The sequence below is a fragment of the Candidatus Rokuibacteriota bacterium genome, from assembly GCA_016209385.1.
GTDB lineage: Bacteria > Methylomirabilota > Methylomirabilia > Rokubacteriales > CSP1-6 > JACQWB01.
In genome coordinates, this window is record JACQWB010000129.1 from 1 (window position 1) to 24,105 (window position 24,105).

At 68.7% G+C, this 24,105-nt stretch carries 24 protein-coding genes; 3 read left to right on the forward strand and 21 right to left on the reverse strand.

What is annotated here, in order from left to right; all coding sequences use genetic code 11:
- Nucleotides 1-275: 275 nt before the first annotated feature.
- The 3 genes from HY726_08565 to HY726_08575 all read right to left on the reverse strand — a co-directional run bounded on the left by HY726_08565 (nt 276) and on the right by HY726_08575 (nt 3,836).
- Entirely contained in the window at nt 276-1,247 is a 972-nt protein-coding gene (locus tag HY726_08565) for an NADPH:quinone oxidoreductase family protein (GenBank protein MBI4609047.1), read from the reverse strand.
- A gap of 137 nt (nt 1,248-1,384) precedes the next feature.
- Entirely contained in the window at nt 1,385-2,527 is a 1,143-nt protein-coding gene (locus HY726_08570) for an MFS transporter (protein MBI4609048.1), read from the reverse strand.
- Between the two features lie 4 nt (nt 2,528-2,531).
- Entirely contained in the window at nt 2,532-3,836 is a 1,305-nt protein-coding gene (locus tag HY726_08575; GenBank protein ID MBI4609049.1) for a metal ABC transporter permease, read from the reverse strand.
- Nucleotides 3,837-3,863: 27 nt separating this feature from the next.
- On the opposite strand from HY726_08575, the gene HY726_08580 reads away from it, so the two are divergent.
- A complete protein-coding gene (locus HY726_08580) occupies nt 3,864-4,112 on the forward strand; it encodes a hypothetical protein (protein ID MBI4609050.1) in 249 nt (82 codons plus the stop codon).
- Nucleotides 4,113-4,463: 351 nt separating this feature from the next.
- Here HY726_08580 and HY726_08585 read toward each other — a convergent pair whose 3' ends face one another.
- The 4 genes from HY726_08585 to HY726_08600 all read right to left on the reverse strand — a co-directional run bounded on the left by HY726_08585 (nt 4,464) and on the right by HY726_08600 (nt 8,663).
- On the reverse strand, nt 4,464-5,411 hold the full coding sequence (locus HY726_08585; protein MBI4609051.1) for a zinc ABC transporter substrate-binding protein: 948 nt from the start codon (nt 5,409-5,411) through the stop codon (nt 4,464-4,466).
- Nucleotides 5,412-5,492: 81 nt separating this feature from the next.
- Complete coding sequence (locus tag HY726_08590) at nt 5,493-6,617, reverse strand: acetamidase/formamidase family protein (GenBank protein ID MBI4609052.1); 1,125 nt, start codon at nt 6,615-6,617, stop codon at nt 5,493-5,495.
- A gap of 27 nt (nt 6,618-6,644) precedes the next feature.
- Nucleotides 6,645-7,805, reverse strand: a complete 1,161-nt coding sequence (locus HY726_08595; protein MBI4609053.1) for an iron-containing alcohol dehydrogenase — start codon at nt 7,803-7,805, stop codon at nt 6,645-6,647.
- Between the two features lie 27 nt (nt 7,806-7,832).
- Nucleotides 7,833-8,663, reverse strand: coding sequence for an alpha/beta hydrolase (locus HY726_08600; protein MBI4609054.1), 831 nt, complete (start codon nt 8,661-8,663; stop codon nt 7,833-7,835).
- A gap of 128 nt (nt 8,664-8,791) precedes the next feature.
- On the opposite strand from HY726_08600, the gene HY726_08605 reads away from it, so the two are divergent.
- Nucleotides 8,792-9,085, forward strand: a complete 294-nt coding sequence (locus tag HY726_08605; GenBank protein MBI4609055.1) for a hypothetical protein — start codon at nt 8,792-8,794, stop codon at nt 9,083-9,085.
- A gap of 83 nt (nt 9,086-9,168) precedes the next feature.
- Here the strand turns inward: HY726_08605 and HY726_08610 are convergent, their stop codons facing one another.
- From HY726_08610 to HY726_08635, 6 genes are all read right to left on the reverse strand, one after another.
- Nucleotides 9,169-9,453, reverse strand: a complete 285-nt coding sequence (locus HY726_08610; protein ID MBI4609056.1) for an ATP-dependent Clp protease adaptor ClpS — start codon at nt 9,451-9,453, stop codon at nt 9,169-9,171.
- Between the two features lie 2 nt (nt 9,454-9,455).
- Nucleotides 9,456-10,739, reverse strand: a complete 1,284-nt coding sequence (locus tag HY726_08615; GenBank protein MBI4609057.1) for an acyl-CoA/acyl-ACP dehydrogenase — start codon at nt 10,737-10,739, stop codon at nt 9,456-9,458.
- Nucleotides 10,720-11,964 carry a CoA transferase gene (locus HY726_08620; protein MBI4609058.1) on the reverse strand — a complete coding sequence of 415 codons (1,245 nt, stop codon included), beginning with the start codon at nt 11,962-11,964 and terminating at the stop codon, nt 10,720-10,722. Before HY726_08620 ends, HY726_08615 begins: the two co-directional genes overlap by 20 nt.
- A 13-nt stretch (nt 11,965-11,977) precedes the next feature.
- Nucleotides 11,978-12,460 carry a MaoC family dehydratase gene (locus HY726_08625; protein MBI4609059.1) on the reverse strand — a complete coding sequence of 161 codons (483 nt, stop codon included), beginning with the start codon at nt 12,458-12,460 and terminating at the stop codon, nt 11,978-11,980.
- A gap of 331 nt (nt 12,461-12,791) precedes the next feature.
- Nucleotides 12,792-13,067 (reverse strand): DUF2283 domain-containing protein, encoded by a 276-nt coding sequence (locus HY726_08630; protein MBI4609060.1) that lies wholly within the window; start codon nt 13,065-13,067, stop codon nt 12,792-12,794.
- 231 nt (nt 13,068-13,298) lie between these two features.
- Entirely contained in the window at nt 13,299-14,549 is a 1,251-nt protein-coding gene (locus HY726_08635) for an acyl-CoA dehydrogenase family protein (GenBank protein MBI4609061.1), read from the reverse strand.
- A gap of 1,334 nt (nt 14,550-15,883) precedes the next feature.
- Between HY726_08635 and HY726_08640 the strand changes: the two genes are divergently transcribed.
- Entirely contained in the window at nt 15,884-16,306 is a 423-nt protein-coding gene (locus HY726_08640; GenBank protein ID MBI4609062.1) for an arsenate reductase ArsC, read from the forward strand.
- A 255-nt stretch (nt 16,307-16,561) separates the two neighbouring features.
- Here HY726_08640 and HY726_08645 read toward each other — a convergent pair whose 3' ends face one another.
- The 8 genes from HY726_08645 to HY726_08680 all read right to left on the reverse strand — a co-directional run bounded on the left by HY726_08645 (nt 16,562) and on the right by HY726_08680 (nt 24,055).
- Nucleotides 16,562-17,242, reverse strand: coding sequence for a hypothetical protein (locus HY726_08645; protein ID MBI4609063.1), 681 nt, complete (start codon nt 17,240-17,242; stop codon nt 16,562-16,564).
- Between the two features lie 149 nt (nt 17,243-17,391).
- Nucleotides 17,392-18,006, reverse strand: coding sequence for a class I SAM-dependent methyltransferase (locus HY726_08650; GenBank protein ID MBI4609064.1), 615 nt, complete (start codon nt 18,004-18,006; stop codon nt 17,392-17,394).
- Nucleotides 18,007-18,030: 24 nt separating this feature from the next.
- Nucleotides 18,031-19,254 (reverse strand): Zn-dependent hydrolase, encoded by a 1,224-nt coding sequence (locus HY726_08655; GenBank protein MBI4609065.1) that lies wholly within the window; start codon nt 19,252-19,254, stop codon nt 18,031-18,033.
- Nucleotides 19,255-19,421: 167 nt separating this feature from the next.
- Nucleotides 19,422-20,126 (reverse strand): ABC transporter ATP-binding protein, encoded by a 705-nt coding sequence (locus HY726_08660; protein ID MBI4609066.1) that lies wholly within the window; start codon nt 20,124-20,126, stop codon nt 19,422-19,424.
- Complete coding sequence (locus tag HY726_08665) at nt 20,113-20,838, reverse strand: ABC transporter ATP-binding protein (GenBank protein ID MBI4609067.1); 726 nt, start codon at nt 20,836-20,838, stop codon at nt 20,113-20,115. The genes HY726_08660 and HY726_08665 overlap by 14 nt, the downstream gene beginning before the upstream one ends.
- Nucleotides 20,825-21,796, reverse strand: coding sequence for a branched-chain amino acid ABC transporter permease (locus HY726_08670; protein ID MBI4609068.1), 972 nt, complete (start codon nt 21,794-21,796; stop codon nt 20,825-20,827). The genes HY726_08665 and HY726_08670 overlap by 14 nt, the downstream gene beginning before the upstream one ends.
- Entirely contained in the window at nt 21,796-22,692 is an 897-nt protein-coding gene (locus HY726_08675) for a branched-chain amino acid ABC transporter permease (protein MBI4609069.1), read from the reverse strand. Before HY726_08675 ends, HY726_08670 begins: the two co-directional genes overlap by 1 nt.
- Before the next feature lie 88 nt (nt 22,693-22,780).
- A complete protein-coding gene (locus HY726_08680; protein MBI4609070.1) occupies nt 22,781-24,055 on the reverse strand; it encodes an ABC transporter substrate-binding protein in 1,275 nt (424 codons plus the stop codon).
- Nucleotides 24,056-24,105: the final 50 nt, after the last annotated feature.

Consider the following 24,105-nt stretch of genomic DNA (forward strand, 5'->3'; position numbering starts at 1 on the left):
AACCAGCTCGGCTTCGGCGGCGTCGCGCCCGGGCTCCCCACCCTGCCGTTTCTGAAGACCCCGCTCTACATTATGGATTAGCAGTTCCGGGGGGGCCTCGACGGCGCCCCCCGGATGCCCCCCCGATGCAGTTCGAGCGTGGCGGGTTCGGGCCATGCCGAGAGGCAGGCCACCCGCCGCGCGAGGCCCGAGTTGATTGCGCGGGCAAAGCCCGCGCTCGAGCCGGACACACTCGTTCCGGCGCGCGAAACGAATTTCGGGCGCGGTTCTTGCCCTCAGGGCACCAGCAGCACTTTCCCCATCGTCCGGCGCTGGGCCAGGTAGTCGTGGGCCTGCGCCACCTCCGACATCCTGAAAGTCCGGTCCACGACCGGCCGGATCTTGCCGGCTTCCACGAGCGCGAGCAGCTCGTCGAGCGCCGCCTTGTGCTGCTCGGGAGTCCACGGCGGCATCCCGATGTGGACGCCGATGACCTGGAGGTTCTTCGGGAAGAACTCCTCGGGCGAGAGCGGCGGAAGGGTCCCGCTGGCGCGCCCGTAGACGAAGAGCTTGCCGCCCGGCGCGAGGGCCTTGACGCTCTTCGTGAGGACGTCGCCGCCCACGCACTCGAGGATCCGGTCCACCCCGCGGTTGGCCGTCCGGGCCATCACCTCGGCGAGGAAGTCCTGGCGGGTGTAGTTGATCACCTCGTCGGCTCCGAGCCTCTTGACCAGGCTCAGCTTCTCGTCGCTCGAGGCGGTGGCGAAGACGCGGGCGCCGAAGAGCCTGGCGAGCTGCACGGCCGCGGTCCCCACTCCCGATGCGGCCGCCTGGATGAGGACGCTCTCGCCGGCCCGCACCGGCCCGAGGGTCTTCAGCATGTGGTAGGCGGTCAGGAACACGACCGGGATCGCCGCCGCCTCGACGAAAGTGCAGCTGGCCGGGATCGGGTTGACCAGGGCGGCGGGCACCGCGACGTACTCCGCCTGGCAGCCGCGCGCCCCCCGGCAGAGGACACGCGCTCCCGGTGCGATGCCGCTGACCTGCTCCCCGACCCGGACCACGGTCCCCGCTGCCTCGACGCCGAGCCCCGCGGGCAGCGGATCCTTGGTCGTGTACTGGCCGGCGAGGCGCATCAGGTCCGAGAAGTTCACCCCCGCCGCCTCGACCTTGATGAGCACGTCCTGGGCACGGACCTCGGGGTCCGGGGCCTCCTCCCACCTCAGGACCTCGGGTCCGCCGTAGCGGTGAAAGCGGACGGCCTTCATGGCTGCCTCCCTGTCTTCAGATCGGAGGGGGCCCGGGTACCCACGCCGGAGGCGTGGGTGTCCCCCTCCGAGACCTCCCCCATGAATCGGTTGCGCGGGCCAAGCCCGCGCTCGAAAGGTGTTACTCCGACACGATTTTAGCGTCGGACGCTGGCGAGCGCGAGACCGCCACCGGCCAGGGCGAGCGCGCCGGCCAGGAGGAACATGACGGGGAACCCCGCGGCGCTCAGGACGCCCCCGAAGCCGATGGCGCCGATGCCGATCCCGAGCTCGAGCGCCGTGAAGAATACCCCCATCGCCTTGCCGCGCTCGGCGGGGGGGACCCGGTCCACGGTCCAGGCCATGAGCGCGGGCTGCGCTGCGCCGAGGCCGACCCCGTAGAGCGCGCCCGCAAGCACGAGCGCGGGGAGCTCGCCGCCCACCGCGAGTGTCGCCATCGCGAGGCCGGTCACGAGCATGCCGCCCGCCGCCACCGGCGCGCGTCCCAGCCAGTCCGAAAGAAGGCCGGCGTAGCCACGGACGGCAGCGGCGACCAGGGCGAAGGCGAGGAAGAAGACACCAGGGTTTCCGGCGTGGCGTGACTGGACATAGAGCGGCAGGAAGGCGACCTGGACCCCGTAGGTCGCCATGAGACAGAGGAGAACCCCGGACGGCAGGAGCGCCGGGCGACTCAGGACTCCCGTGAGGCTGAAGGCGACGCGGCGCTTCTCAAGGGCCGTTTCGTTGAGCGAGAGCGTCAGTCCCACGGCCAGCGCCGCGACGAGTGCCGAGACCCCGAACAGCGCGCGGAACCCCGTGCTCTCGGCCATCCACGCCCCCAGGAACGGGCCCGCGGCCAGCGCCACATTGCTCGCGGCGCCGTAGAAGCCCATGGCCTCGCCGCGACGTTCCGGCGGGGCCATGTCCGCGACCATGGCGGTTGCGGCCGTCGGGTAGAGCCCCATCCCCATCCCGTGGAAGATCCGGACCAGGAGAAGGGCCGCCGCCGTCCGGCTCCACCCGTACAGGAGGGAGGAGCCGAGGAAGATCAGCGCGCCCGCGACGAGGAGCGGCCGGCGCCCGTAGCGGTCCGCGGCCCAGCCGGCCCACGGCTTGCCCACCATGGACGACAGGGCGAAGCAGCCGATGATGAGGCCGATCTGCGACTCGGCGATGCCGAGCGCCCGCGCGTAGAGCGGGAGGGTCGGGAGCAACAGGTAGAAGGAGAGGAAGAAGGCGAAGGCCGCGGACCAGAGGAGCGCGAACTGGCCCGTGGCCAGCCGGGTGGAGGCGACACCCACCGGCTCAGTCCTGTCGGCGCGCTCGCCGCCAGCGGCGGGCCAGGGCGATAGCGCCGAGGACTCCGGCCGCGAGGAGCGGGAGCCCCAGCCAGTAGCGCTGGCGCTCCCGGGCCTTGGCTCTGAGCGTTCTCAGCACCATCCGGTCTCCCGCTGCGATCTCGCCCCGGCTCGCGAGGAACTGCCTGAGGCGCTCCTGCATCTCCTCCGGCATCTGCCGGGTTCCCCACTGGACCTCCTGCTGCATCGCCCGGAGACGCTGGAGCTCAGCCATCCCCCGCCGGATCGCCTCGCGGCTGTCCCAGAAGGTCTGGCGCTCCATCGGCCGGAGGAAGGCAAGCTGGACCCTCGGCGCCGCGTCCTCGAGCCAGTTGAGCCAGTGGTGGTCCATCTGGGGGAACAGGACGAGCAGGAAACCCGCCGCCCCGAGCAGGACGAACACGGCGACGCCCAGCCCGGCCAGAGCGCTCAGGCCCCGGGCCCTGACCTCCCGCGCGAGCGCCCGCGCCCCGATCCCGACGGCCACCGCCGCCAGGAAGGCACCGAAAGTCGTCACGACGGTGGCGCCCGTCGGAAGGTCCCACGCGTAGGAGGCGACGAGGCCCAGCACGCTCACGAGGAACCCGAGGGTCCAGCCGACCAGCAGCCGGCCAGTCACGGACCCGCTGAGGAGCGCGCCGGCGGCGGCGGGGACGATGAGATACGAGAACACGAGGAGGACGCCCGCGATCCTGACCGAGCTGGTCACCACCAGCCCGAACGAGGCGTAGAAGAAGAAATCCCACCACCGGATCCACCGCCCGCGCCCGGCCGCCGCGGCAGGCTGAAAGGAAATCTCGAGCAGCGGCCGGCGGGTCACCCAGTGCAGCCCGCCGATCACGGCGTAGAGAAGCGCGAGTGTGCCGACCTCGGCCGGGGTGACGGTGAGGATGCTGCCGACCAGGAGCTGCTTGATGTGCTCGCTCCCCTGTGGTGCCCGATCGACGACGAGGACCGCCGCTGCCGCCGACACCGCATAGACGATCCCGATGATCGCTTCCTGGGGGATGGGCGCGCGGCGGGTCCGGCTCGCGGAGAAGAGCACGGCCCCGCCGACGGTGAACGCGAGCGCGTACCAGTAGGCCGCCTCGCTCTGGATCGGATGCCCGGCCAGGAACGCGACCGTGATCCCGAGGGCGGCGACTTGGGCGAGCGCAAGGTCGACGAAGATGACGCCGCGGGCCAGGACGTGGAGGCCGAGGTAGACGTGGATCCCGGTGAGGACGAGGCAGGCGAGGAACGGGAGCCACAGGACCTCCAGCGCCACGCTCATGGGGTCACGCGGTTGCACGGGCCCCAGTTGGTCAGCGGGATCGTCGCTGCCGGGGCGTCAGAGAAGAAGGCCCGTGACTGGAACGAGGGTCTTCTGAACAGGATCGGCGGCAAGGCCGAACGCCTCGAGCGTGACAGCACCGAGCAGAGCGGGAGCGTCGGCGGCGCCGATCAGGCAGGGCGTGGTGAGGCTTCGGCTGTCGATGGTGAAACGTATCTCAGTGAGGGGAAGCTCGAGTCGTCGGCCGTCAGCGGTCCTGACCGGGCGGTTCTCTGAGGGTTCAACGCCGAGGGAGCGAGCGGCTCCGGCTGGGATGAGACTCCAGGTGGCTCTGGTGTCGACCAGCAGCTCGAGAGTCAAGCGGTTCGCTCGGCGCTCCGGGTGGCTCAGTGTGACCTCCACCGTGAAAGTTCCCATTCGCCGGTTCCTGACCGGATTGTAGCACGTTCGGGCGAGCCGTCAGCGAGCCGCTGCGAGCGCTTCGGTCAGGGCGAAGTACGTGGTGCACGTCGGACGCTCGAGCGCGGGCTTGGCCCGCGCAACCGACCGGGGAGGTTCGGAAGGGGCGGGTACCCGCGCCGGGTAGGGGTCGGCGTGGGTGCGCCCCCCTCCGAGGACTCGCTGCCCTCATCGCGTGCTCCCGATGGCCTCGGTCAGGCGCTGGACGTTGACGTCGAAGAGGCTGAGATAGTCGCGCGCCGCGGGGTCTCCGCCCACGGAAGGGATCAACGTCACGGCCCGCGCCCCGCTCCGCGCCGCCACCTGGCTGACCACCGAGACGTTGGAGGAGGGCTCGGCGATCAGGAGCTTGACGCCGGCTTCGCGCATTTTCTGGGTCAGCGCGGCGAGGTAGGACGGCGACGGCGGCATCCCGGGAGTCGGCTCCACCGCCGCGACCACGACGAGGCCGAACCGCCAAGCAAAGTACGGCCAGGTCTCGTGCACCACGACGACCCGCGTGCCGCGGTACGGCGCCATCGCCCTCGCCCAGCGCTCGAGCCCCGCGTCCAGCCGCTTGAGGAACTCCGCTCGATTGGCCTCGAACCTCGGACCCTCGGTCGGCGCGAGGGCGCTGAGCGCCTCCAGGATAGCCCCGGTGATGGCACGCGCGTTTTCAGGATCGAGCCAGTAGTGGGTGTTGCCGAAGCCGTGAAGGTGGACCCCCCGCTCGGGCCTGACCCTCGGCGTCTCGGCCTGAAGGAGCTGGATGCCTTTGGAGGCATCGAGATAGTGGGGGCTGCCGCGCACGAGCCGCGGGTCGTTGATCGAGCGAAGGACGCGGGTCAGCCACGGCTCGTGATCGAGGCCGATCCTGACCAGGAGGGCCGCGGCCTTGAGCCGGGCGAGCTGACCCGCCTTCACCTCGACCGCGTGAGGGTCGTGGAGGGGCGGGGCCAGGCTCTCGACCTGGACCTGGTCCCCCCCGACGACCTCCACCAGCGCCTTCAGGTCCGTCGAGGCCGTGACCACAGGAATGGGGCCGCCGCCCCACGCGGGAGGGGCGGCCAGGAGAACGAGGACAACGACGCTGGCGAAACGCGCGCCGACCGGGTCGGCAACCTTACGTAATGACACGCGCTAGTTCGAGCGCGGGCTTTGCCCGCGCAACCTCCGGGGGGAGGTATCGGAAGGGGGGCGTTAGCCCCCCTTCGAGTTTTACTTCTTGGCGAAGATCGACTTGGGGACCATGCAGTGGACGCCCTTGCGGATGTCCACCACCTGGGTGACCCGGCAGTCAGCCACCATCGAGGCGACGGAGTACGCCTCGTAGCGGTCCAGGGGGACCATCTTCTGCTTGGACAGGAAGTCCACGGCCTCGCGCGTCGCGTTGACCATGGCCTTGTTGAGGTCCTCGTCGAACCCCATCATGATCCAGTGGGTCTTGGTCTCCATCCGGGGCCACTCGAGCTTCATGTCCTTCCGGACGATGAGCTGCATCACGATCTCGCGCCAGGCGCACTCGAGGGCCGTCAGGTTCACCTCGCCGTTGCCCTGGCGGCAGTGGGAATCACCGGTCCAGACGAGGCCGCCCTTCAGCAAGACCGGGACGAAGATCGTGGTCCCTTCCTGCAGCTCGTTGAGGTCCATGTTAGAAGCGTTCTTCCACGGCCGGAGCGTCGAGACCGGCGCCATCGGATCCTTCGAGCCTCCTTTTCGCGGGGAGGGATCGTTGGGATCGATCCCGACGGCGAGCGTGCCCGGGAACGGCTGGAGGTCGATCACGATCCCCGGCTTGAACTCCGCCTGCCGCTTCTCCCAGTCCAGGTAGAAGAACTTCACGAACCCGTCCGGCATCTCGGGCGCCAGGGCGCCGATCGTGGGGAACTCCTTGCCCGGCAGGTTGAAGTTGATCCCGAAGGCCTTGGGCGTGATCTTGAGGATTCGGATCTCCAGCACGTCCCCCGGCTCGGCGCCGTTGACGTAGATGGGGCCGGTCACGGAATGGGGGCCGCCGCCAGGGTTCGCCTTCCGGAGGGCCACGATCTCGTCCATGGTGGTCCCGGGTTGGATCTTGTTGTGGGCGTGCATCATGGTCTCGACAGCGACCGTGTCCCCCGAGTTGACGACGAGCTTGGGAGGCTCTTTCGGATCGAGCCAGCCCCACTGGGTGGTCTCAAGCGTGGCGGGAAGCACGTGATACTTCCCTCCCGCCGCGGGCACGACGCGCTGGCGCTTGGCCTCCTCCACCTGCTGGGCCACCGCGTAGAAGCCTGCGGCGAGCAGGAGGACGAGAACCGCGAGACCCGTGACGATACGCTTCTTGGTCCTGAGGGTTGCCATACTGACCTCCTTTGTCGGGGCCGAGGGTTACCAGGCTGACCGGAGGATCTCGAGAATCTCCTCCGCGCTCCTGACAGGGCGCGGGTTGTGACCGGGCCGAAGCTCGGCGAACGTCTCGTGGGCGAGCGGGGCCAGGTCCTCCTCCTTCACCTTTCCCGTCTCGCTCAGCCGTGTCGGGAGCTCGAGGCCCTTGACGAAGTCGTCCACCGCCGCGGGCCCCTCCGTCGCGCCCATCGCGTCGGCGATCGCCGCCATCCGCTCCGGCACCGCGGGGGCATTGTACGCCATCACGCGGGCGAGCGTGATGCAGGAGGTGATCCCGTGCGGGACCCCGCAGCGTCCGCCGAGCTGGTGGCCGATGGCGTGGGAGAGCCCGACCGGGGCGTTGAAGGCGCCGTAGATCGAGAGCCAGGCGGCGAGCTGGCACCGGAGGCGCGCGTCCAGGTCGTGGGGGTCGCGCGTAGACACCGGCAGGAACCGGGTCAGGAGGCGGATCGCCTCCAGGCAGAGCGGGTCGCTGAGCGGCTGGTGACCTGGCGAGTAGAACCGTTCCACCGCGTGATCGAACGCGCGCATTCCGGTGGACGCCCAGAGCCAGGCTGGCGTGTCAACGGTCAGCTCGGGGTCCAGGATCACCACTTTCGGCGCCAGGAGCGGGTGGGCGATGCCGTCCTTCCTGTGCTTGACCTCGTCGGTGCTGCCCGCGTTGGGGGTGTGCTCGCCGGCCGACAGCGTGGTGGTGATTGCGATGTGGGGGGGTGGAGGCGCCGTGGAGAACGGCCGCTTCGGGCCTTCCGGCGGGGGGAAGCGCGTACTGTAGGCGTTGAACTCCTCTGCGGCCGTGATCCCCTCGGCGAGGGCGAACGCCACCCCCTTCGTCGTGTCCACCGGGCTTCCCCCGCCGAGGCTGATCAGGCAATCGGCCCTCGCCTCCGCCGCGGCGCGGGCCGCCTCCACGACCCGGCTCCGCGGCACGTGCTCACCGGCTCGGGGGTACACGCCGACCAGCCGCACGCCGAGGAGCCCCTTCAGCCGGTCGAGCAGCCCCGTCTTGGTCGCGATCGTCTGCCCGGTGACGACGAAGGCGCGGCTGATGCCGAGCCGATCGAGCTGCTGGGGCAGGCTCGCCAGCGAGCCGGCGCCGTAAATCACACGGTCAACGGGCAGGTGGGCGAACTCACGAGCCATCGCGGTCTCCCCGGCTCGGGACCGTCCTCATGTCGACAGGAACTGCGCCACGATGCGGGCGAAGGCCTCGGGCTGGTCACCGGGCACGGTGTGGCCGGCCTCGGGCACCTCGACCAGGCGGCCGTCCGGGAGGGTCTCCAGCATGCGTTTGGCGATCTGGGGGGAGAGCACGTCGGACTCGGCGCCCCGCACGATCAGCGTCGGGCAGGCGATTCGGGCGAGATCGGGCCAGAGGTCAGGGATGTCGCGTACTCCCTCGCGCGCCTGCTCGCGCAGGGCCCGGTCGTACTTCCAGGTGAGCTTGCCGTTCGGGAGCCGCTTGAAGCTGTGCGCCACCCGGTGGCGGAGGAGCGACTCGGAATAGCGCGGTGCCGCCGCGCGGAGGAGCCGGTAGGCCGCGTCCTCCGAGTCGAGCGCCTCGGGGACCGTGGCCGCCATGGTCCGGATCCGGGCGAGCCCCTCGGGGGCGATCTCGGGACCGATGTCCACCAGGACCAGCCGCGCCACGCGTCCGGGATTGGCGCCGGTGTAGCGGATGGCCACGCGCCCGCCCATCGAGAGGCCGAGGAGGTTGAAGCGGCCCGGGCAGAGCGCGTCGGCGAACGCCGCGAGGTCGGCCGCCATCGTGGCGATCCGGTAGTCGCCGTCGGGAGCATGGTCGCTGTCGCCGTGGCCCCGCTGGTCGAGGGCGAGGACTCTGAAGCGATCGGCCACGGCTTCGGCGAACTGGGGCCAGCTCTGGGCGTGCCCCGTGAAGCCGTGGAGCAGGACCAGCGGCGGGGCGTGGGGCGTTCCCCACTCGAGGAAGTGGAACTTGACCCCGTTCAGCGCAATCCAGCGGTCCGCGTGCTCGACCATGAAGTCTCGCTCAGGCACGAAACGGCAGGATTGTATGCTCCACTCGGAGATGTGTCAAGGCAGGTGTGTGTGAAACGGCGGGTCTGTGCTATAAAAGGGTAGCTCACAGATCGGCGTGGAGGCGAGGGATGGCGGGACGTGCCCGGATGTACCGCGGCGACAAGCGGCGGCGGGAGGAGGCGAGGAAGGCTCAGCAGGCGGCGAAGCGGCAGCGGCGCCTCGATCGGGCAGCCAGCGGGCAGACGGGGCCGGAGATCGAGGAGCTTCCGGCGCCCGGCGCCGAGCCCGCGGCGCCGACCGAGTACATCTGGTTCTCGCCGAGCCGTAACCGAACGCTGGCCACGTCGACCGCCGCGCCCCCGTCCAGCGACGCGCCCAACGATTGGATCCTGCTGACCGACCCGCCCAAGGCTTCCGGATAGGGCCGATCGGCTCTCCCGCCCGAGGCGGGGCAACGACCTTCGGTCGTTGCCTTTTTTTCGCGCGTCGCCGGCCCGCGGGGGCGTCAGGACTGGATGACGGTGACGACCAGGCCGATCTCGGCCAGGATGTTGCCGACGCGCACGCACTCCGCCTCGCTCCCGACCTTCACCACGGCCTTGCCGGTGTTGTGGACGCGCCAGGCGATCTCCCAGCCGTCGGCCTCCGAGCAGGCGATCGCCTTCATGAGTTGGCGGACGACGTCCTCGAACGTGTGGCAGTCGCAGTTGTGCAGGACCGTCATCCAGGGCGGGCCGACGGCGGACTCGACGTCGTCGAGGACGTCCGGAACCGGCCTCGTCAACCCCATCCCTACCCCTTGATCTCTCGAAGCAGCTCCCGGGCGATCAGGAACTTCATGATCTCGTCCGAACCCGCCCCGATCCTCATGAGCCGCGCATTGCGAAAGATGGCCTGGATGGGGAAATCGCTCGTGTAGCCGGCGCCTCCGAGCACCTGCATCGCCTGGTCGGCGACGTGCCAGACAGCCTCGGCGACGAAGAGCTTGGTCACCGCCGACTCCCGCTGGGCCGGGAGCCCGGCCCCGATCAGCTTGGCGGTGCGGTAGACGAGCTGACGGGCGGCGTCGAGTTGGGTGTACATCTCGGCGAGCTTGAACGAGACTCCCTCGAACATCGCGATGGGCTGCTTGAACTGAACCCGCTTGGTGGAGTACTCGGCCGCGATCTCGAAGGCCCGGCGGGCTGACCCGAGGGTGGCCATGCAGTAAGTGACCCGCTCGGTGTCCAGCTCATCCATGAGGACGTGGTAGCCGCCGTTGAGCGGGCCAAGGAGGTTTTCTTTCGGGATGTCAACGTCGTTCAGCTCGAAGTGGACGTTGTCCAACCAGTCCGCCATGATCACCTCGTCGAGCTGCCGGCGGATCCGGACCCCGGGGTGATCCATCGGCACGATGAAGCACGACATGCCCTTGTGCGGGTGGGCGCCCGTGTCGGTGATGGCGAAGAGCGTGACATAGTCGGCGAGCCCGCCGCCGGTGCAGAAGCGCTTCTGGCCGTTCAGGACCCACCGGTCGCCCTTCAGGACCGCCCGCGTCTGCATCCGGGAGGTGTCCGAGCCGATCTGGGGCTCGGTGATCGCGAGCGCAGCCAGCTCCTCGCCGGCCAGCCTGGGAGGGATGTGGCGGTTCTTCTGAGCCTCGGTGCCGTAGCGGAGGATCGAGACCGTTCCGAGGACCAGGGAGACGGAGCGGATCGTGTCGCCGGGATGGCCCGCCGCCGCCAGCTCCTCGTCGAGGATGCACTCGGCGGCGACGCCGGCGCCGTTTCCGCCGTACTGCTCGGGGTAGAGCGCCCCGGCCATTCCCGCTTCGGCGAGCGTTCTGAGGTACCCCTTGGCGATCTCGCGGAGCTTCGCCCGCCGCTCTTTGCCTTGAAACTTCGCCTTGACCTCTTCCACCAGCCGGTGAGCCCCGGCGGCCTTCGGCGCCAGCTCCTGCTGGGCGAAGGCCCGGGCGCGGAGCATCAGCTCGCGCTCCGCCGGCGTGTACAGGTGGGTCTGGCCCGAGTTGACGGACCAGCCCGCCGGCATCTTCATGTCGTCGAGGGTGATGGCCCTAAACAGTTCCTCGTCCATGGGTGGCTCCTTCGCTGGTCTGGGCACCGATGACGCCTGCGGCCCGGAGGCGGGCGATCCGCTCGTCGGAGTAGCCCAGCGTCTCCTTCAGGATCTGGTCGGTGTGCTGGCCGAGACCGGGGCCGGGGGCAGGGTTCGCGATCACGCCTTCTGTCTTGATGGGGCAGGCCACCTCCCGGAGCGTGCCGAAGACCGGGTGCTTGACCTCGAGAATCAGGTCGCGCGCCAGAACCTGCTCGTCGCTCAGGGCGTCGCGCAGCGAGTTGACCGGCGCGCACGGCACCTTCCCGCGGAGCAGACGGAGCCACGCTTCTGTGGTGTCTTCGCGAAAGCGCGCGGTGAGGATCGCGATGAGCTCGGCCTTGTGCGCGAGCCGGTCGGCGAAGCTGGCGAAGCGCGGGTCCGCGGCCAGGTGGGCGAGGCCCATCGCCTCCACGAGATTCTGGTAGAACTTCTCCTTGGCGCAGAACACGACGATCCAGCCGTCGGCGGTACCGAAGTTCTGGGAAGGAACGAGAGTCTGATGCCCGGAGTCTTCCATCCGCGTCGGCGCCCAGTCGCGATTGAGCGCCCAGATCGCGAAGTAGGAGAGCATGGCCACAGCGGTGTCGAGGAGCGAGACGTCCACATCGCGCCCGACGCCGGTGCGCTGGGCGTCGAAGAGCCCGACCATGAGGCCGAGCATGGACACATAGCCGCCCGCGAAGTCGACGATGGACACCCCGCACTTGACGGGCGGCCCGTCGGGCTCGCCGGTCACGGACATGAAGCCGGCGTAGGCCTGCATGAGCGGGTCGTAGCCGGGCTCCGCCGCCCGCGGACCGGTCAGCCCGAAGCCGGTGAGCGAACAGCAGACGACCCGGGGGTTCACCGCCTTGAGGTGGGCGTACGTGAGGCCGAGCCTGTCTGGCTGGTCGCCGCGCAGGTTGTTGTAGACCGCGTGGGAGACTCTCACGAGATCGCGGAAGACCTCCTGCCCCTCGGGGTGCTGGAGGTTGAGCACGAGAGACTTCTTCCCGCGGTTGAAGGCCTGGAAGTAGAGCGAGTCGCGGTCGCCGACATATGGGGGGATGTACCGGGCGACATCGCCCCCGACGGCGGGATCCTCGATCTTGATCACCTCGGCTCCGAGGTCCGCCAGCACATTGGTCCCGAAGGGACCGGCGCCGAACTGGGAGACCGCCAGGATGCGAAGGCCGTCGAGGGGCGGGCGGGCGCTCGTCAAGGGATGGCTCGGCTCAGTACGGGAGCTTCCCCTCGCCAAGGGTGGCGTGGGTCTTCTTCGGGATCAGCACATGACGGCGGAAGGTCATGACGAGCTCCCCCCGCTGGTTGGTCACGCGCGTCTCCACGTACACCACGCCCCTGTCGCCCTTCGCCGACTCCTTCTTATCGAGGATCGCGGTCTCCGCGTAGAGGGTGTCGCCGTGGAAGGTGGGCGCGTCGTGGGTGATCCGCTCGTAGTCCAGGTTGGCGATAGCTCGCCCCGAGATGTCGGCCACCGTCATCCCGACGCCGATGGCGAACACGAGCGTGCCGTTGACCAGGCGCTGGCCGTGCTGGGTGTACTTCTCGGCGTAGTGGGCATCGATGTGGACCGGGTGCTGGTTCATCGTGAGGAGGGTAAACCAGGTATCGTCGGCCTCGGTGATGGTCCGGCCCGGCCAGTGCCGGATCACCTCGCCGATTGCGAACTCCTCGAAGTAGCGCCCGTAGGGCATCGCGCCCGAATGTCTAGGCGTTCGTCCTTACTGTTTCTGTCACACTATTGTCATGTGTGGGTGTCTGCCTTCGTCAAGATATCTGGGAGCAAATCAGGAAGCAACGGGTAGGGGCATCTCGCGTATGCCTTCGAGGCGCCAGCTCCTAAGATTATCGCGATCTTCCTGTGCGTCATCGTGGTCAACCGAAAGCGGACATCGGGTTAGCGCTGCCTCTTGTATTTTGAAGAGGATTCCACACCTTACTGTGCGGTCTAACTGGGGTCTCGCTGGAGGAGCTGGCGGGCGATCACGAGCCGCTGGATATCGTGCATCCCCTCGCCGATTATCCTCACGAGGTTAAGCCTTTCAGTTCGATCGGTACTTCCACGGGTGCCAAGGACTTCTTCCTGAAATTGAACACCGCAAAGCCAAGGACTCTTCCGCTTTCATCGACGCGTTGGAAGATGTCTTCAGCCACTTCCCTGAAATAGCCCTCTGCCTGAGCGAAGGTGACCTCCAGATAGTCACCTGCTTCGTCGTACCAGACGGTTATTTTGCCCATATGGTAAGCCCCTGTTTCATTCTGTCGCTGAAGAACGCTGTTAGGATAAAGCATCTTCGGCAAGGACCTTTACCACCACTAGCATATACTTCCGACTTACGCGAGTGTGCTCGTAGAGCTTATGGTACAGCCAAATGGAAGGATCGTCGCGGCCTTTTATGACGGCATCGGGGTTAGCTAAGGTTTCGGCGATCTTTGTTTCCTGTCCTACCATCTCCGGCCGCCGCTGGATGTGGACGAGTCGTTCATCGGTAAGCCTGATGGCACGGCCTTCGTAATCTCTCAAGACCTCCATCACACCGGATGGCGCTGGAGGAGCTGGCGGGCGATCACGAGGCGCTGGATCTCGTTGGTCCCCTCGCCGATGATCAGGAGCGGCGCGTCCCGGTAGTAGCGCTCGACGGGGAACTCGGTGGTGTAGCCGTAGCCGCCGTGGATTCTCATTGCGTCGAGGGAGACCTCATATGAGACCTCGGAGGCAAAAAGCTTCGCCATGCCGGCCTCGAGGTCCGAGCGCTCGCCGGAGTCCTTCCTGGCGGCGGCCCATTGGGTCAGGAGCCGGGCGGCGGTAACCTTGGTGGCCATGTCGGCCAGCTTGAGCTGGATCGCCTGGTGCTGGCAGATCGGCTTGCCGAAGGCGCTCCGCTGCTGGGAGTAGCGGAGAGCCGCCTCGAAGGCGGCCTGCGCCACCCCGACGCCGCGGGCGGCGATATTGATCCTGCCGGTCTCGATCGCGGCCATGACCTGCTTGAAGCCGCGCCCCTCGACGCCTCCCACCAGGTTCGCGGCCGGGACGCGGAACTCCTCGAAGGCCAGCTCGCAGGTGTCGAGGCCGCGGTAGCCGAGCTTGTCGAGGTCGCGGCTCACGGTGAAGCCCGGCCCACCCTTCTCGATGATGAAGCAGGACATCCCGCTGTGCGGTGGCTTCGCCTGGGGGTCGGTCTTGGCCAGGAGGGCGAAGGTGTTGCCGTGTCGGCCGTTCGTGATGAACATCTTGGAGCCGGTGATCGCGTAGTGGTCGCCGTCGCGCCGGGCGACGGTCCGGATCGCCTGGACGTCCGATCCTCCGCTCGCCTCGGTGAGGGCCAGCCCGCCGCGCCTGTCGCCGCGCGCCATGGCCGGCAGGAAGCGCTGGCGCTGAGCCTCGGTGCCGTAGTGCTGGACGATGTGGGCCATGATCAGGTGCGTGTTCAGGATCCCTGAGACGGACATCCAGCCCCGGCAGATCTCCTCGACGATCATCGCGTAGGTGGTGTAGTCGAGGCCGAGGCCTCCGTACTCCTGGGGAATCGTCGCGCCGAAGAGGCCCAGCTCCTTGAGCTTCTCGACGATCTCAAGGGGATACTCATCGGCTAATTCGTAGCGCGACGCCACCGGGATCACGTCGCGCTCGACCCAAGCGCGGATGGCCTGGACGAGCTGGCGCCGCTCGGGAGGCTCGCCCTCGAGCGGCTTCAGCGCGTCCTGGCGCTCGCCGTACCGCTCGAGGAGCTGCCGCGCGATCACCAGGCGCTGGATCTCGTTGGTCCCCTCGCCGATGATCATGAGCGGCGTGTCCCGGTAGTAGCGCTCGACCGGGTACTCCTTGATGTAGCCGTAGCCGCCGTGGATGCGCATCGCCTCCAGCGCGATCTCCTGCGCCGCCTCCGTCGCGAAGAGCTTGGCCATCCCGGCCTCGAGGTCCGAGCGCTCGCCCGAGTCCTTCTTCTCGGCGGCCCAGTACGTCAAGAGGCGCGAGGCGGTGAGCTTGGTCGCCATGTCGGCGAGCTTGAGCTGGATCGCCTGGTGCTGGCAGATGGCCTTGCCAAAGGTCTCCCGCTGCTGGGAGTAGCGGAGCGCATCGTCGAAGGCCGCCTGCGCGACGCCGACGGCGCGCGCGGCGATGTTGATCCTGCCGGTCTCGAGCCCCGCCATCACCTGCCTGAACCCCCGGCCCTCCACGCCGCCCACCAGGTTAACCGCCGGAACCGGGAACTCGTCGAAGACCAGCTCGGCCGTGTCCACGCCCTTGTAGCCGAGCTTCGAGATGGACTTGGCGACGGTGAGGCCCGGCGGGCCCTTCTCCACGATGAGGCAGGACATGCCTTTGTAGCGCGGCTCGGCCTTCGGATCGGTCAGCGCCAGGAGGGCGAAGGTATTTCCCTCGCGCCCGTTCGTGACGAACATCTTGGTTCCCGTGACCAGGTACGCCTCGCCGCGCCGGCGTGCGACCGTCTTGATCGCCTGGACGTCGGAGCCCGCGTGGGGCTCGGTCAGGCAGAGGCCGCCGCGCTTCTCGCCGCGCGCCATGGCCGGGAGCAAGCGGCGCTTCTGCTCGTCGGTCCCGAAGCTCGTGACGATGAGCGCCATCATCACGTGGCTGTTGATCACGCCCGCCAGCGACATCCAGCCGCGGCAGAGCTCCTCGATGATCATGGCGTAGGTGGTCGAGTTGAGCCCGAGCCCGCCGTACGCCTCGGGGATCAGGCAGCCGAAGAGCCCAAGCTCCTTTATCCGCGCCACCAGCTCGTGCGGGTAGAGGTCGTCGTGCTCCAGGGCGGAGGCGACGGGTCTGACCTCTTTCTCCACGAACTGGCGGATCGCGGCGACGATCTGGCGCTGCTCGTCGGTGAGGGGCCTGGTCATCGGGCTCGCCGGTGCCGGACGACGCTTCGGTGAGGCCAGCGTAGCAAGGGCGGGGGTACAATGGCAAGGGGTGTCCAGGTGGACGAGCTGATTCTCTTCCTCCAGCGCTGGGCCGACCGGCTGATCCGTCGCCTCCGCGTGGGCCCGGCGCCCGCGCCCGGGGAGCGGCGGTTTCTGATCATCACCTGCCTGTGGTCACCCGGCTCGGCCTCACCCGCTAGGATGTTTGCTCCGACCACGAGAGGTGCCCGACCATGAAGCGGGTCCTGTTCGTCTGCACCGGGAACTCAGCCAGGAGCCAGATGGCGGAAGGGTTCGCCCGGGCCTACGGGGAGGGGAAGGTTGAGCCCTTCAGCGCGGGGATGGACCCGAAGGGCGTGAACCCGGTGGCCGTCGAGGTCATGAGGGAGAAGGGGATCGACCTCTCGCACCACCGCTCCAAGGCATTCACGGAGGGGCTCGCGCGCTCGATGGATTGCGTGGTCACGGTCTGCGGCCACGCTGAGGAGCGGTGCCCGCTGCTCCCCGGCGTCAAACGCTTGCACTGGCCGCTCGAGGATCCGGCTCGGGCAACAGGTTCCCCCGACGAGATCCGTGAGGTCTTTCGCCGCTCTCGGGATGAGATCGAGCGCCTGGTCCGGGAGCTCTTGAGTCATATGTCGAGCCCGGTGAAGTGACGCAGCGTGAGTCCGGCTGCTGGCCCAAGACGCAAACGTACACGGTCTTCCTGGACGAGCCGATCGAGATCCGCCGGCGGGTCGCCGTGTGCTAGGAGCCTGTCGGAGTGATCGCAAGGGGCGCCTGAACGCCTTTCGAGCGCCCACCCACGCCTCCGGCGCGGGTACCCGGCCGGCGCAATCCTCCTGGGGGGAGGGATCGGAAGGGGGGCGACGCCCCCCTCCGAGTTCCCTAGGCGTTGCGACTGGCGTCCGTCACGCCTTCGGCGCGAGCTGGCCGTAGAGGCGGATCAGGTTCCGGGCGTGGTAGCGATTCAGACCGGTGGGGTCGTTCTCGGCGCCCACCGGGGCGTAGCGGCTCGAGAAGAAGCGGATGAACTCCTCCGTGTAGCGGCCCGACCCCGGGTCCACCACCTGTCCTCCGTTCCGCTCGAAGCGCTCCGCGTTGCGGCGTATGGTTTCGGCGGCCACCTGCGCCTGGTTCTCGTAGGTCGGGGCGGGGATGGACAGGACGCCGAACTCGCGCCCCGGCCTCCCGTTCTCGGCGCGCCGGAGCGCGTTGAGGAAGGCCGGATCCACCCCCGTGCGCTGGGCGATCTCCTGAATGAGCGCCTCTTCGCCCTTCGGCGCTGGGGGTGCGAGGACGATCGCCTCGGGATCGGGCTGAGCCGGCGGCGGGGGAGCGGGCGCCGCGTCGACGGCCGGGGGAGCCGCGGCCGGGGGTGGCGCGGGAGCCTCGGCGGATCGGGGAACGCGGCTCAGGGCCTCGAGGAGCTTCAGCCTCAGCGAGCCCTGGAGGATCTCCGCCAGGCCGTCCTCGGCGGGAGTCTTGGCCGTCACGGCATCGAGCATCGCCGAGAAGCCCCGGCCGTCGATCCGGCGCACGGCGCTCTCGGGAGCCCCGAACGGAACGAACCCATTCACACCCTGGATCACCTTGCCACCTCCGGCAAGATTTGCCGCCCTCCGGGTAGTCTTCCCCGGCATTTCGACCCCCCGGTTAGTAGCGAGCAAACAAGATGCCAGGCCCTGATGGACTGAGACGCGCTGGCCGTTGACGACGCGAGCCTGCCCGGGCTGACGCCTCACGACCGCCGGGCGACCCCCTTGTAGAGGTAGGCGAGAGGTTTCGGACCCCGGCTGTAAGCCTTCTCGATCTCCGCGATGCGGAAGCCGGCTTCGGTGACGAGCGCATCGATCCGGCGGTTGAGGTGACAACCGCCGCCGATCCGCTTCCACATGGGAGTGAGCCGCTCCTGCCAGCTCAGAACACGGTCGTCGGGCGAGCGCCCGTGCTCGATGAAGATGAGCCGGCCTTCGGATTTCAGGACCCGTCTCATCTCCTCCAGCGCGCGGACCGGCTCGGGAATCGTGCAGAGCGTCCAGGTCGTCACCACCGTATCGACGGTCCGGTCGCCGAGCGGAATGCGCTCGGCCGAGCACGGGATGAAGTCGGTCGGGAAAGGTGCGCGGGTGATCCGCCGGCGCGCGAGCTTCCACAGCTCGAGCGACGGATCCAGGCCGTAGAGCCTCTCGATGTTCGGCGAGTAGAAGGGAACGTTGAGGGCCGAGCCGATGCCGACTTCCAGGACCGTTCCCGACGCCAGCGGGATGAAGCGTGCCCGCTCTGCCGTGTCGGCTTTGTTCTGCATGACCAGGTTGATGAGGTGGGGGAGCACATACCGGGCGTAGAGTCCCATCGTCACCTCAGCGCCGCGGGGAGATCACGCCGGGCCGGCCAGCTCGAGGGCGGCCAGGAAGAGGGTGTTGGCGCCGTGCTCGATGTCGTCCATCGGCGTGAACTCCTCCTCGCAGTGGCTCCGGCCGTTGTGCGACGGGACGAAGACCATCGCGGTGGGGCAGATGGCAGCCATGTACTGGGCGTCGTGGCCCGCGCCCGAGAGGATCCGCCGGTAGCGGCAGCCCAGCGACTTCGCGGCGCGCTCGACGGTTTCAAGCACCTCGGGGTTGAAGGGCGTGGGCGGCACGCGCCAGTAATGCTCCAGCTCGTAGCGCACCCCTTCGCGCGTCGCGGCGTCCTTCACCGCGCGGTCGAGGAGCGCAAGGCCTCGCGTGACGTGCTCGTCCTTCGGGTCCCTCAGGTCCACGCTCATCGCGACCCTGCCCGGGATGGCGTTGGTGATGTTGGGCGAGACATCGAGCCGGCCCACCGTCCCCACCATGTCAGGGCTCACCTGGCCCGGGACGGCGCGGACCGCGCGCACGATATCCGCGGCAGCCACCAGGGCGTCGTGACGGGTCCTCATCGGCGTCGGTCCGGCATGGTCCTGCACTCCGTGGAGCGTGAGGCGGGACCACGCGATCCCGACGATTCCCTCCACGACACCGACCGAGAGCCCTTCTTCCTCCAGGAACGGGCCCTGCTCGATGTGCAGCTCCACATAGGCGCGGATCGGACGGGGAACGCACGGCTCGGACCCAAGGTAGCCGATCCGCTCGAGCTCGTCCACCAGGCGGATCCCGCTCTTGTCCCGGGCGTTGTAGGCGTCCTCGAGGGCGAGCTTCCCCGCCATCACGCCGCTGGCGATCATCGCCGGCTGAAACCGAGCCCCCTCTTCGTTCGTGAAGATCGCGAGTGTGACGGGGTGGCGGGTGCGGGTCCCCGCGTCGTTGAGGCTCCGGATCACCTCGAGGCCGCAGAGGACGCCGAGCTGACCGTCGTACTTGCCGCCGGTGGGGACCGAGTCCACGTGCGAGCCCATCATCAGCGGCGGCAAGATCCCGGTGCCGGGCCGCTCGCCGAAGATGTTGCCCATCTGGTCCACGCTCACCCTGAGCCCGGCCTCCTTCATCCAGGCCACCATCTGATCCCGCGCCCGCCTGTCCTCGTCGGTCAACGCCAGACGCGTGAGCCCGCCGTTCGGGGTCTCGCCGATCTTGCCGAGGGCCTCGAACGCTTGTTCCAGCCGTTTCCGGTTGATCCGCATCCTTCTATCCTCCGGCTCGGGATGAAGCCCAGCGGGTAGCACGGCGAGCGGGGCGCCCCACCGGCGGGGCCGGGGGGTCCCCCACACCGGGCGCACCCACGCCTTCGGCGCGGGTACCCGGGCCCCGACGGTGGGGCTGCTCGCCGTGACAGGACCCGCGGCGTGGACTACATCCCGAGGTACGCGCGCTTGAGCCTCTCGTCGTTGAGCAGGCTCTGGGCAGGGCCGGCCAGTACCAGGCGGCCGTTTTCCAGCACGCAGGCCCGGTGGGCGAGGGCGAGCGCCTGACGCACGTTCTGCTCCACCAGCAGCACGGTCACGCCGCCCGCGTTGATCGCCTTCACGGTGTCGAAGATCTTCCGGACGAGCACCGGGGCCAGGCCCAGGGTTGGCTCGTCGAGCATCAGGAGCCTGGGCCGGGCCATCAGGGCGCGGGCGATCGCGAGCATCTGCTGCTCGCCGCCGGAGAGCGAGCCGGCGAGCTGACTCGTCCGCTCCCCGAGCGCCGGGAAGAGCGCGAGGACCTCTTCGAGGCTCCGATCGCGGACGGCGCGCGCCCCGTCGCTGTGGGCGCCCAGGAGCAGGTTTTCCATCACGCTCATGAACGGGAACAGGCGCCGTCCCTCGGGGACCTGAACCATGCCGAGATCGACGCGCCGGTGGGCGGGGACGGCGGCCAGGTCCGTCCCCTGGAAGATGACGCGGCCGGCCCGGGGCGCGAGGATGCCGGAGACCACGCGGAGCGTCGTGGTCTTGCCCGCGGCGTTGGCGCCGACGAGCGCGACAATTTCCTCCTCCCGGACCTCGAAGGAGACGCCGTGCAAGGCCTGGAGGTCGCCGTAGAAGGCGTCGATGCCGTCAAGCCTCAGCAAGCACGAACTCCTCGCCCAGGTAGGCGTCCACCACCTTCGCGTCCCGCGCGATCTGGCTCGGCGGTCCCTCGGCGATCTTCTCGCCGTGGTGGAGCACCACGATCCGCTGCGCCAGGCGCATGATGGCCGCCAGGATGTGCTCGATGACGATCACGGTGAGCCCGTCGGTGTGGAGCCGCCGGATCAGCTCCACCATCGCCGCCAGCTCCGCGGGGTTGAGCCCGGCCATCACCTCGTCGAGGAGGAGGAGCTGCGGTCGCGTGGCGAGGGCCCGCGCCACCTCGAGGCGCTTCCTGAAACCGATCGGGAGCGACCTGGCCGCGACCTCGGCGAAGTCGGCGAGGCCGCAGAACTCGACGACGCGCCGGGCCTCCCGCCGGGCCGCTACCACCGAGTGAATCCGGGTGAGGGCTCCGATCATCACGTTGTCCAGCACGGGGAGACTGCCGAAGGGCTTCACGATCTGGAACGTGCGGGTGAGGCCGAGGCGGCAGATCTCGTGGGTCGCGTGGCCGGTGATGTCCCGGCCGCCGAAGAGGATCCGGCCCTCGTCCGGGCGGTAGTAGCCGGCGATCACGTTGAAGAGCGTGGTCTTGCCCGCGCCGTTGGGGCCGATGACGCCGACCAGGTCCCCGGCCCCCACCTGCAGCGTGACTTCCCGGACAGCCACGAGGCCGCCGAAGCGCTTGCTGACCGACTCAAGCGCGAGCAACGCCGATCCTCCGCCTGAGGAGCTGGCCGAGCCAGAGGGCGAGTCCCTGGGGCACGAAGCGCACGACGACGATCAGGAGGCAGCCGTAGATGATGAGGTACATGCTGGAGAGCCCGGCCGCGAGGCCGGAGAACTTGGCGCGCAGGAAGGTCTCCAGGGACGTGATCAGGACGGACCCGTAGAACGGGCCAAGCGCCGTGCCGAGCCCGCCGATGATCGTGTTGAGGGCGAAGAGGATCGAGAGGTCGATGGAGAAGACGTACGCCGGGTCGACGAAGCCGACGTACTGGGCCCAGAAGCTCCCGCAGACCGAGGTCAGGGCCGCGCTGATCGCGATAGCGACCACCTTGAGCCGGCGGCTCGCGATTCCCACCGCCTGGGCCGCGTCCTCGTCCTCCCGGACGCCGGCGAGCCGGTAGCCCATTCGCGAGACCTCCAGGTAGACCTCGACGAGGTAGATCAGCAGGGCCACGCCGAGCGTCAGATAGACCCAGGTCGCCTTGTTGGCAAAGCCGAGCGTCCAGAACCCGGGGCGGAACGGGACCGGGATTCCCTCCGAGCCCCGCGTGAAGCCGCGCCAGCGGCTGGCCACGATCTGGAGGACCTGGGCGAAGGCGATGGTGGCGAGGGCGAAGTAGGGGCCGCGGAGGCGGTTGGACAGGTAGCCGATGACGAGCCCTGCGCCCGTGGAAAGGACGGCGCCAACCAGGAGACCGATCCAGGGGGAGAGCTCCCAGCGCGTCGCGAAGAGCGCTGCCGAGTAGGCGCCGAGGCCGAAGAACGCCGCGTGCCCGAGCGACAGCTGCCCGGCGTAGCCGCCCGCCACGTTCCAGGCGGCTGAGACCGCCCCCCACATGAGGATCAGGACCAGGCTGTCCAGGAGGTAGGCGTCCTCGATGACGGTGGGTGCCAGCGCGGCGGCGCCGAACACGATCGCGGCTGCCAGGTGGCGTCGCATCACGCTCCCAGGGTCTCCGCGCCCCGCTGGCCGAGCAAGCCCGCGGGGCGGAAGACCAGCACCAGGATGAAGAGCACGAAGTAGAGGACCTCCTTCCAGGCGATGCCGAGGAAGTACGAGCCGACCACCTCCACAGCGGCCACGATGAGGCTTCCGAGGAGCGCCCCCACCATGTCCCCGAGGCCGCCCAGCACCACCACGACATAGGCCAGCAGGACGAACTGGAGCCCGGCCGTCGGGTAGACGGAGTAGAGCGGGGACATGAGGACGCCGGCCACACCCACGCACGCGATGCCGATGGCCCAGGTCAGGCGGTAGACGCGGTCGGTGTCGATCCCCATGAGCGTCGCGGCCTCCCGGTCCTGGGCCGTCGCCCGCATGACGCGCCCGGCGTGGCTCCACTTCATGAAGACGAAGAGGCCGAGGGTCAGGGCGCCCGCCACCGCGAAGGCCACGAACTGGGAGAGGTTGAACGCGGCACCGCCGAACGGCACCACCACGGATGCGTGCCACGGCCTGGCGATGCGGAAATCGGCGGTCCACAGGACCTGCGCCAGATTCTGGAGCGCGATGGAGAGGCCGACGGTGGTGAAGATCTGGACGTTGTGGGAGGCGGTGATCACGCCGCGCATCACCAGGAAGTAACTCATGAGGCCCACCAGGAAGAAGAGGGGCGCGGCCACGAAGAGCACCACGTAGGGATCGAGCTGCCACAGGGTGAAGGCCCAGAAAGCCAGGTACATGCCGAGCATCAGGTACTCGCCGTGGGCGAAGTTGACGACGCGCATGATGCCGAAGATGAGAGTCAACCCGACCGCGATGAGCGCGTAGATCCCGCCGAGGAGGATGGTGGAAACGACGAGCTGAGCGAACGCAGCCACGTGTGAGGCTCTCACCCCCACCCTCTCCCTGGCAGGGAGAGGGTGTATCGGTTAGTTCTCTCGCGCCCGCTGGGGGAGAGGGAGGGGTGAGGGGACCCCGACCCTACTTGCGCTGGTCCCAGGGCGGAAGCGGAATCCACTTCGGCCGCTTCACGGTGAACTCCTCGGGCCACACCGTCAGCAACTCGCCGTTCTGCCACTGGAGCATGTAGTGCTGCACTCGCTCGTTGGCGTTCTGGCCGCTCTCCGCGAACTTCACGCCCCAGCCGTTGACGGAGGAGCCCACGGGGAGGTCCAGGGACATCGCCGCGTCGCGGAGCTTGTTGAGCTCGTCGGTCTTGGCGCGGTCCAGCGCCAGCTTCAGGATCCAGAGCCCGCCCGCGGCGAGCTGGTGGCCACCGACCGGATGCGACCCGGTGCGCTTCTGCACGGCATCGCGGAAGGCGCGCTCGATGGCCTGCCCCTCGGGGCGGAGCGCCTCCACCTTGAAGCCGGGCGCCGGCTCGAGCAGGGCAAACGGGCCGTCAGCGTCCTTGCCGAACGCCTTGCCGAAGTCCGGCGAGCCGTAGCCGGTGGCGCCCGCCGACACCTGGGCCTTCGGGACGAAGTTCTGCTCCTTTGCCTGCCGCCAGTAGAGGATCGCGTCGTTGTTGTACGAGATGGCGAAGACGATGTCTGGGTTCAGCTGTTTGAACTTCACGATAGTGGGGGTGAAGTCGTTGATCGTCCGGAAGTTGTAGTACTCGGCGGCCAGCTCCTGCATCCCGAACTCGCGCTTGGCGCGATCACGCGCGGATTCCGTGACGCCCTGGCCGTAGGAGGAGTCCTCGGAGAGGAAGACGACCCGGAACTGGTTCGGCTTCATGTTGAGCTTGGGCGCCAGGTGCTTGGCCGCGAACTCGATCATGTACCAGCCGAAGCCGGTGCCGTCGATCTCGGTGCGGAAGACGTTCTTGAGCCCGCGCCGGGTGAACTTCGGGTCCACGCAGGAGGTCTCCCAGTAGATCACGTTGTGCCGCGCCGCCGCCTCGCTGGCGGCGCCGCAGAGGGTGGACGAGAACGTGCCCGTGATGATCTTGACCCCCTCCTGGGTGATCAGCCGGTTCGCCTCGCTGGCGGCGGCCGTCGGGTTCGGGGCATCGGCGACGGTGAAGACGAGCTTCTTCCCCATGACGCCGCCGCGCTCGTTGATGATGTCGCGCATGATCTCGTACCCCTCCAGGTGCCGCTTGCCTTCGCCGGCGAGCGGGCCGGTAAGGGGCTCGAGCACGCCGATCTTGTACTCGCCTTTGGGCGCCTGCGCTTCAGCGCCCGGGGCCAGGGCGCTGCCGAGCGCGAGCAGGGCGACCAGCGACAGGATCGCTTTCCAGTACCGCATAGGCTGCCTCCTTTCGAGAATCGGGGGGGGGGGCGGCGGCCCCCCCCCCC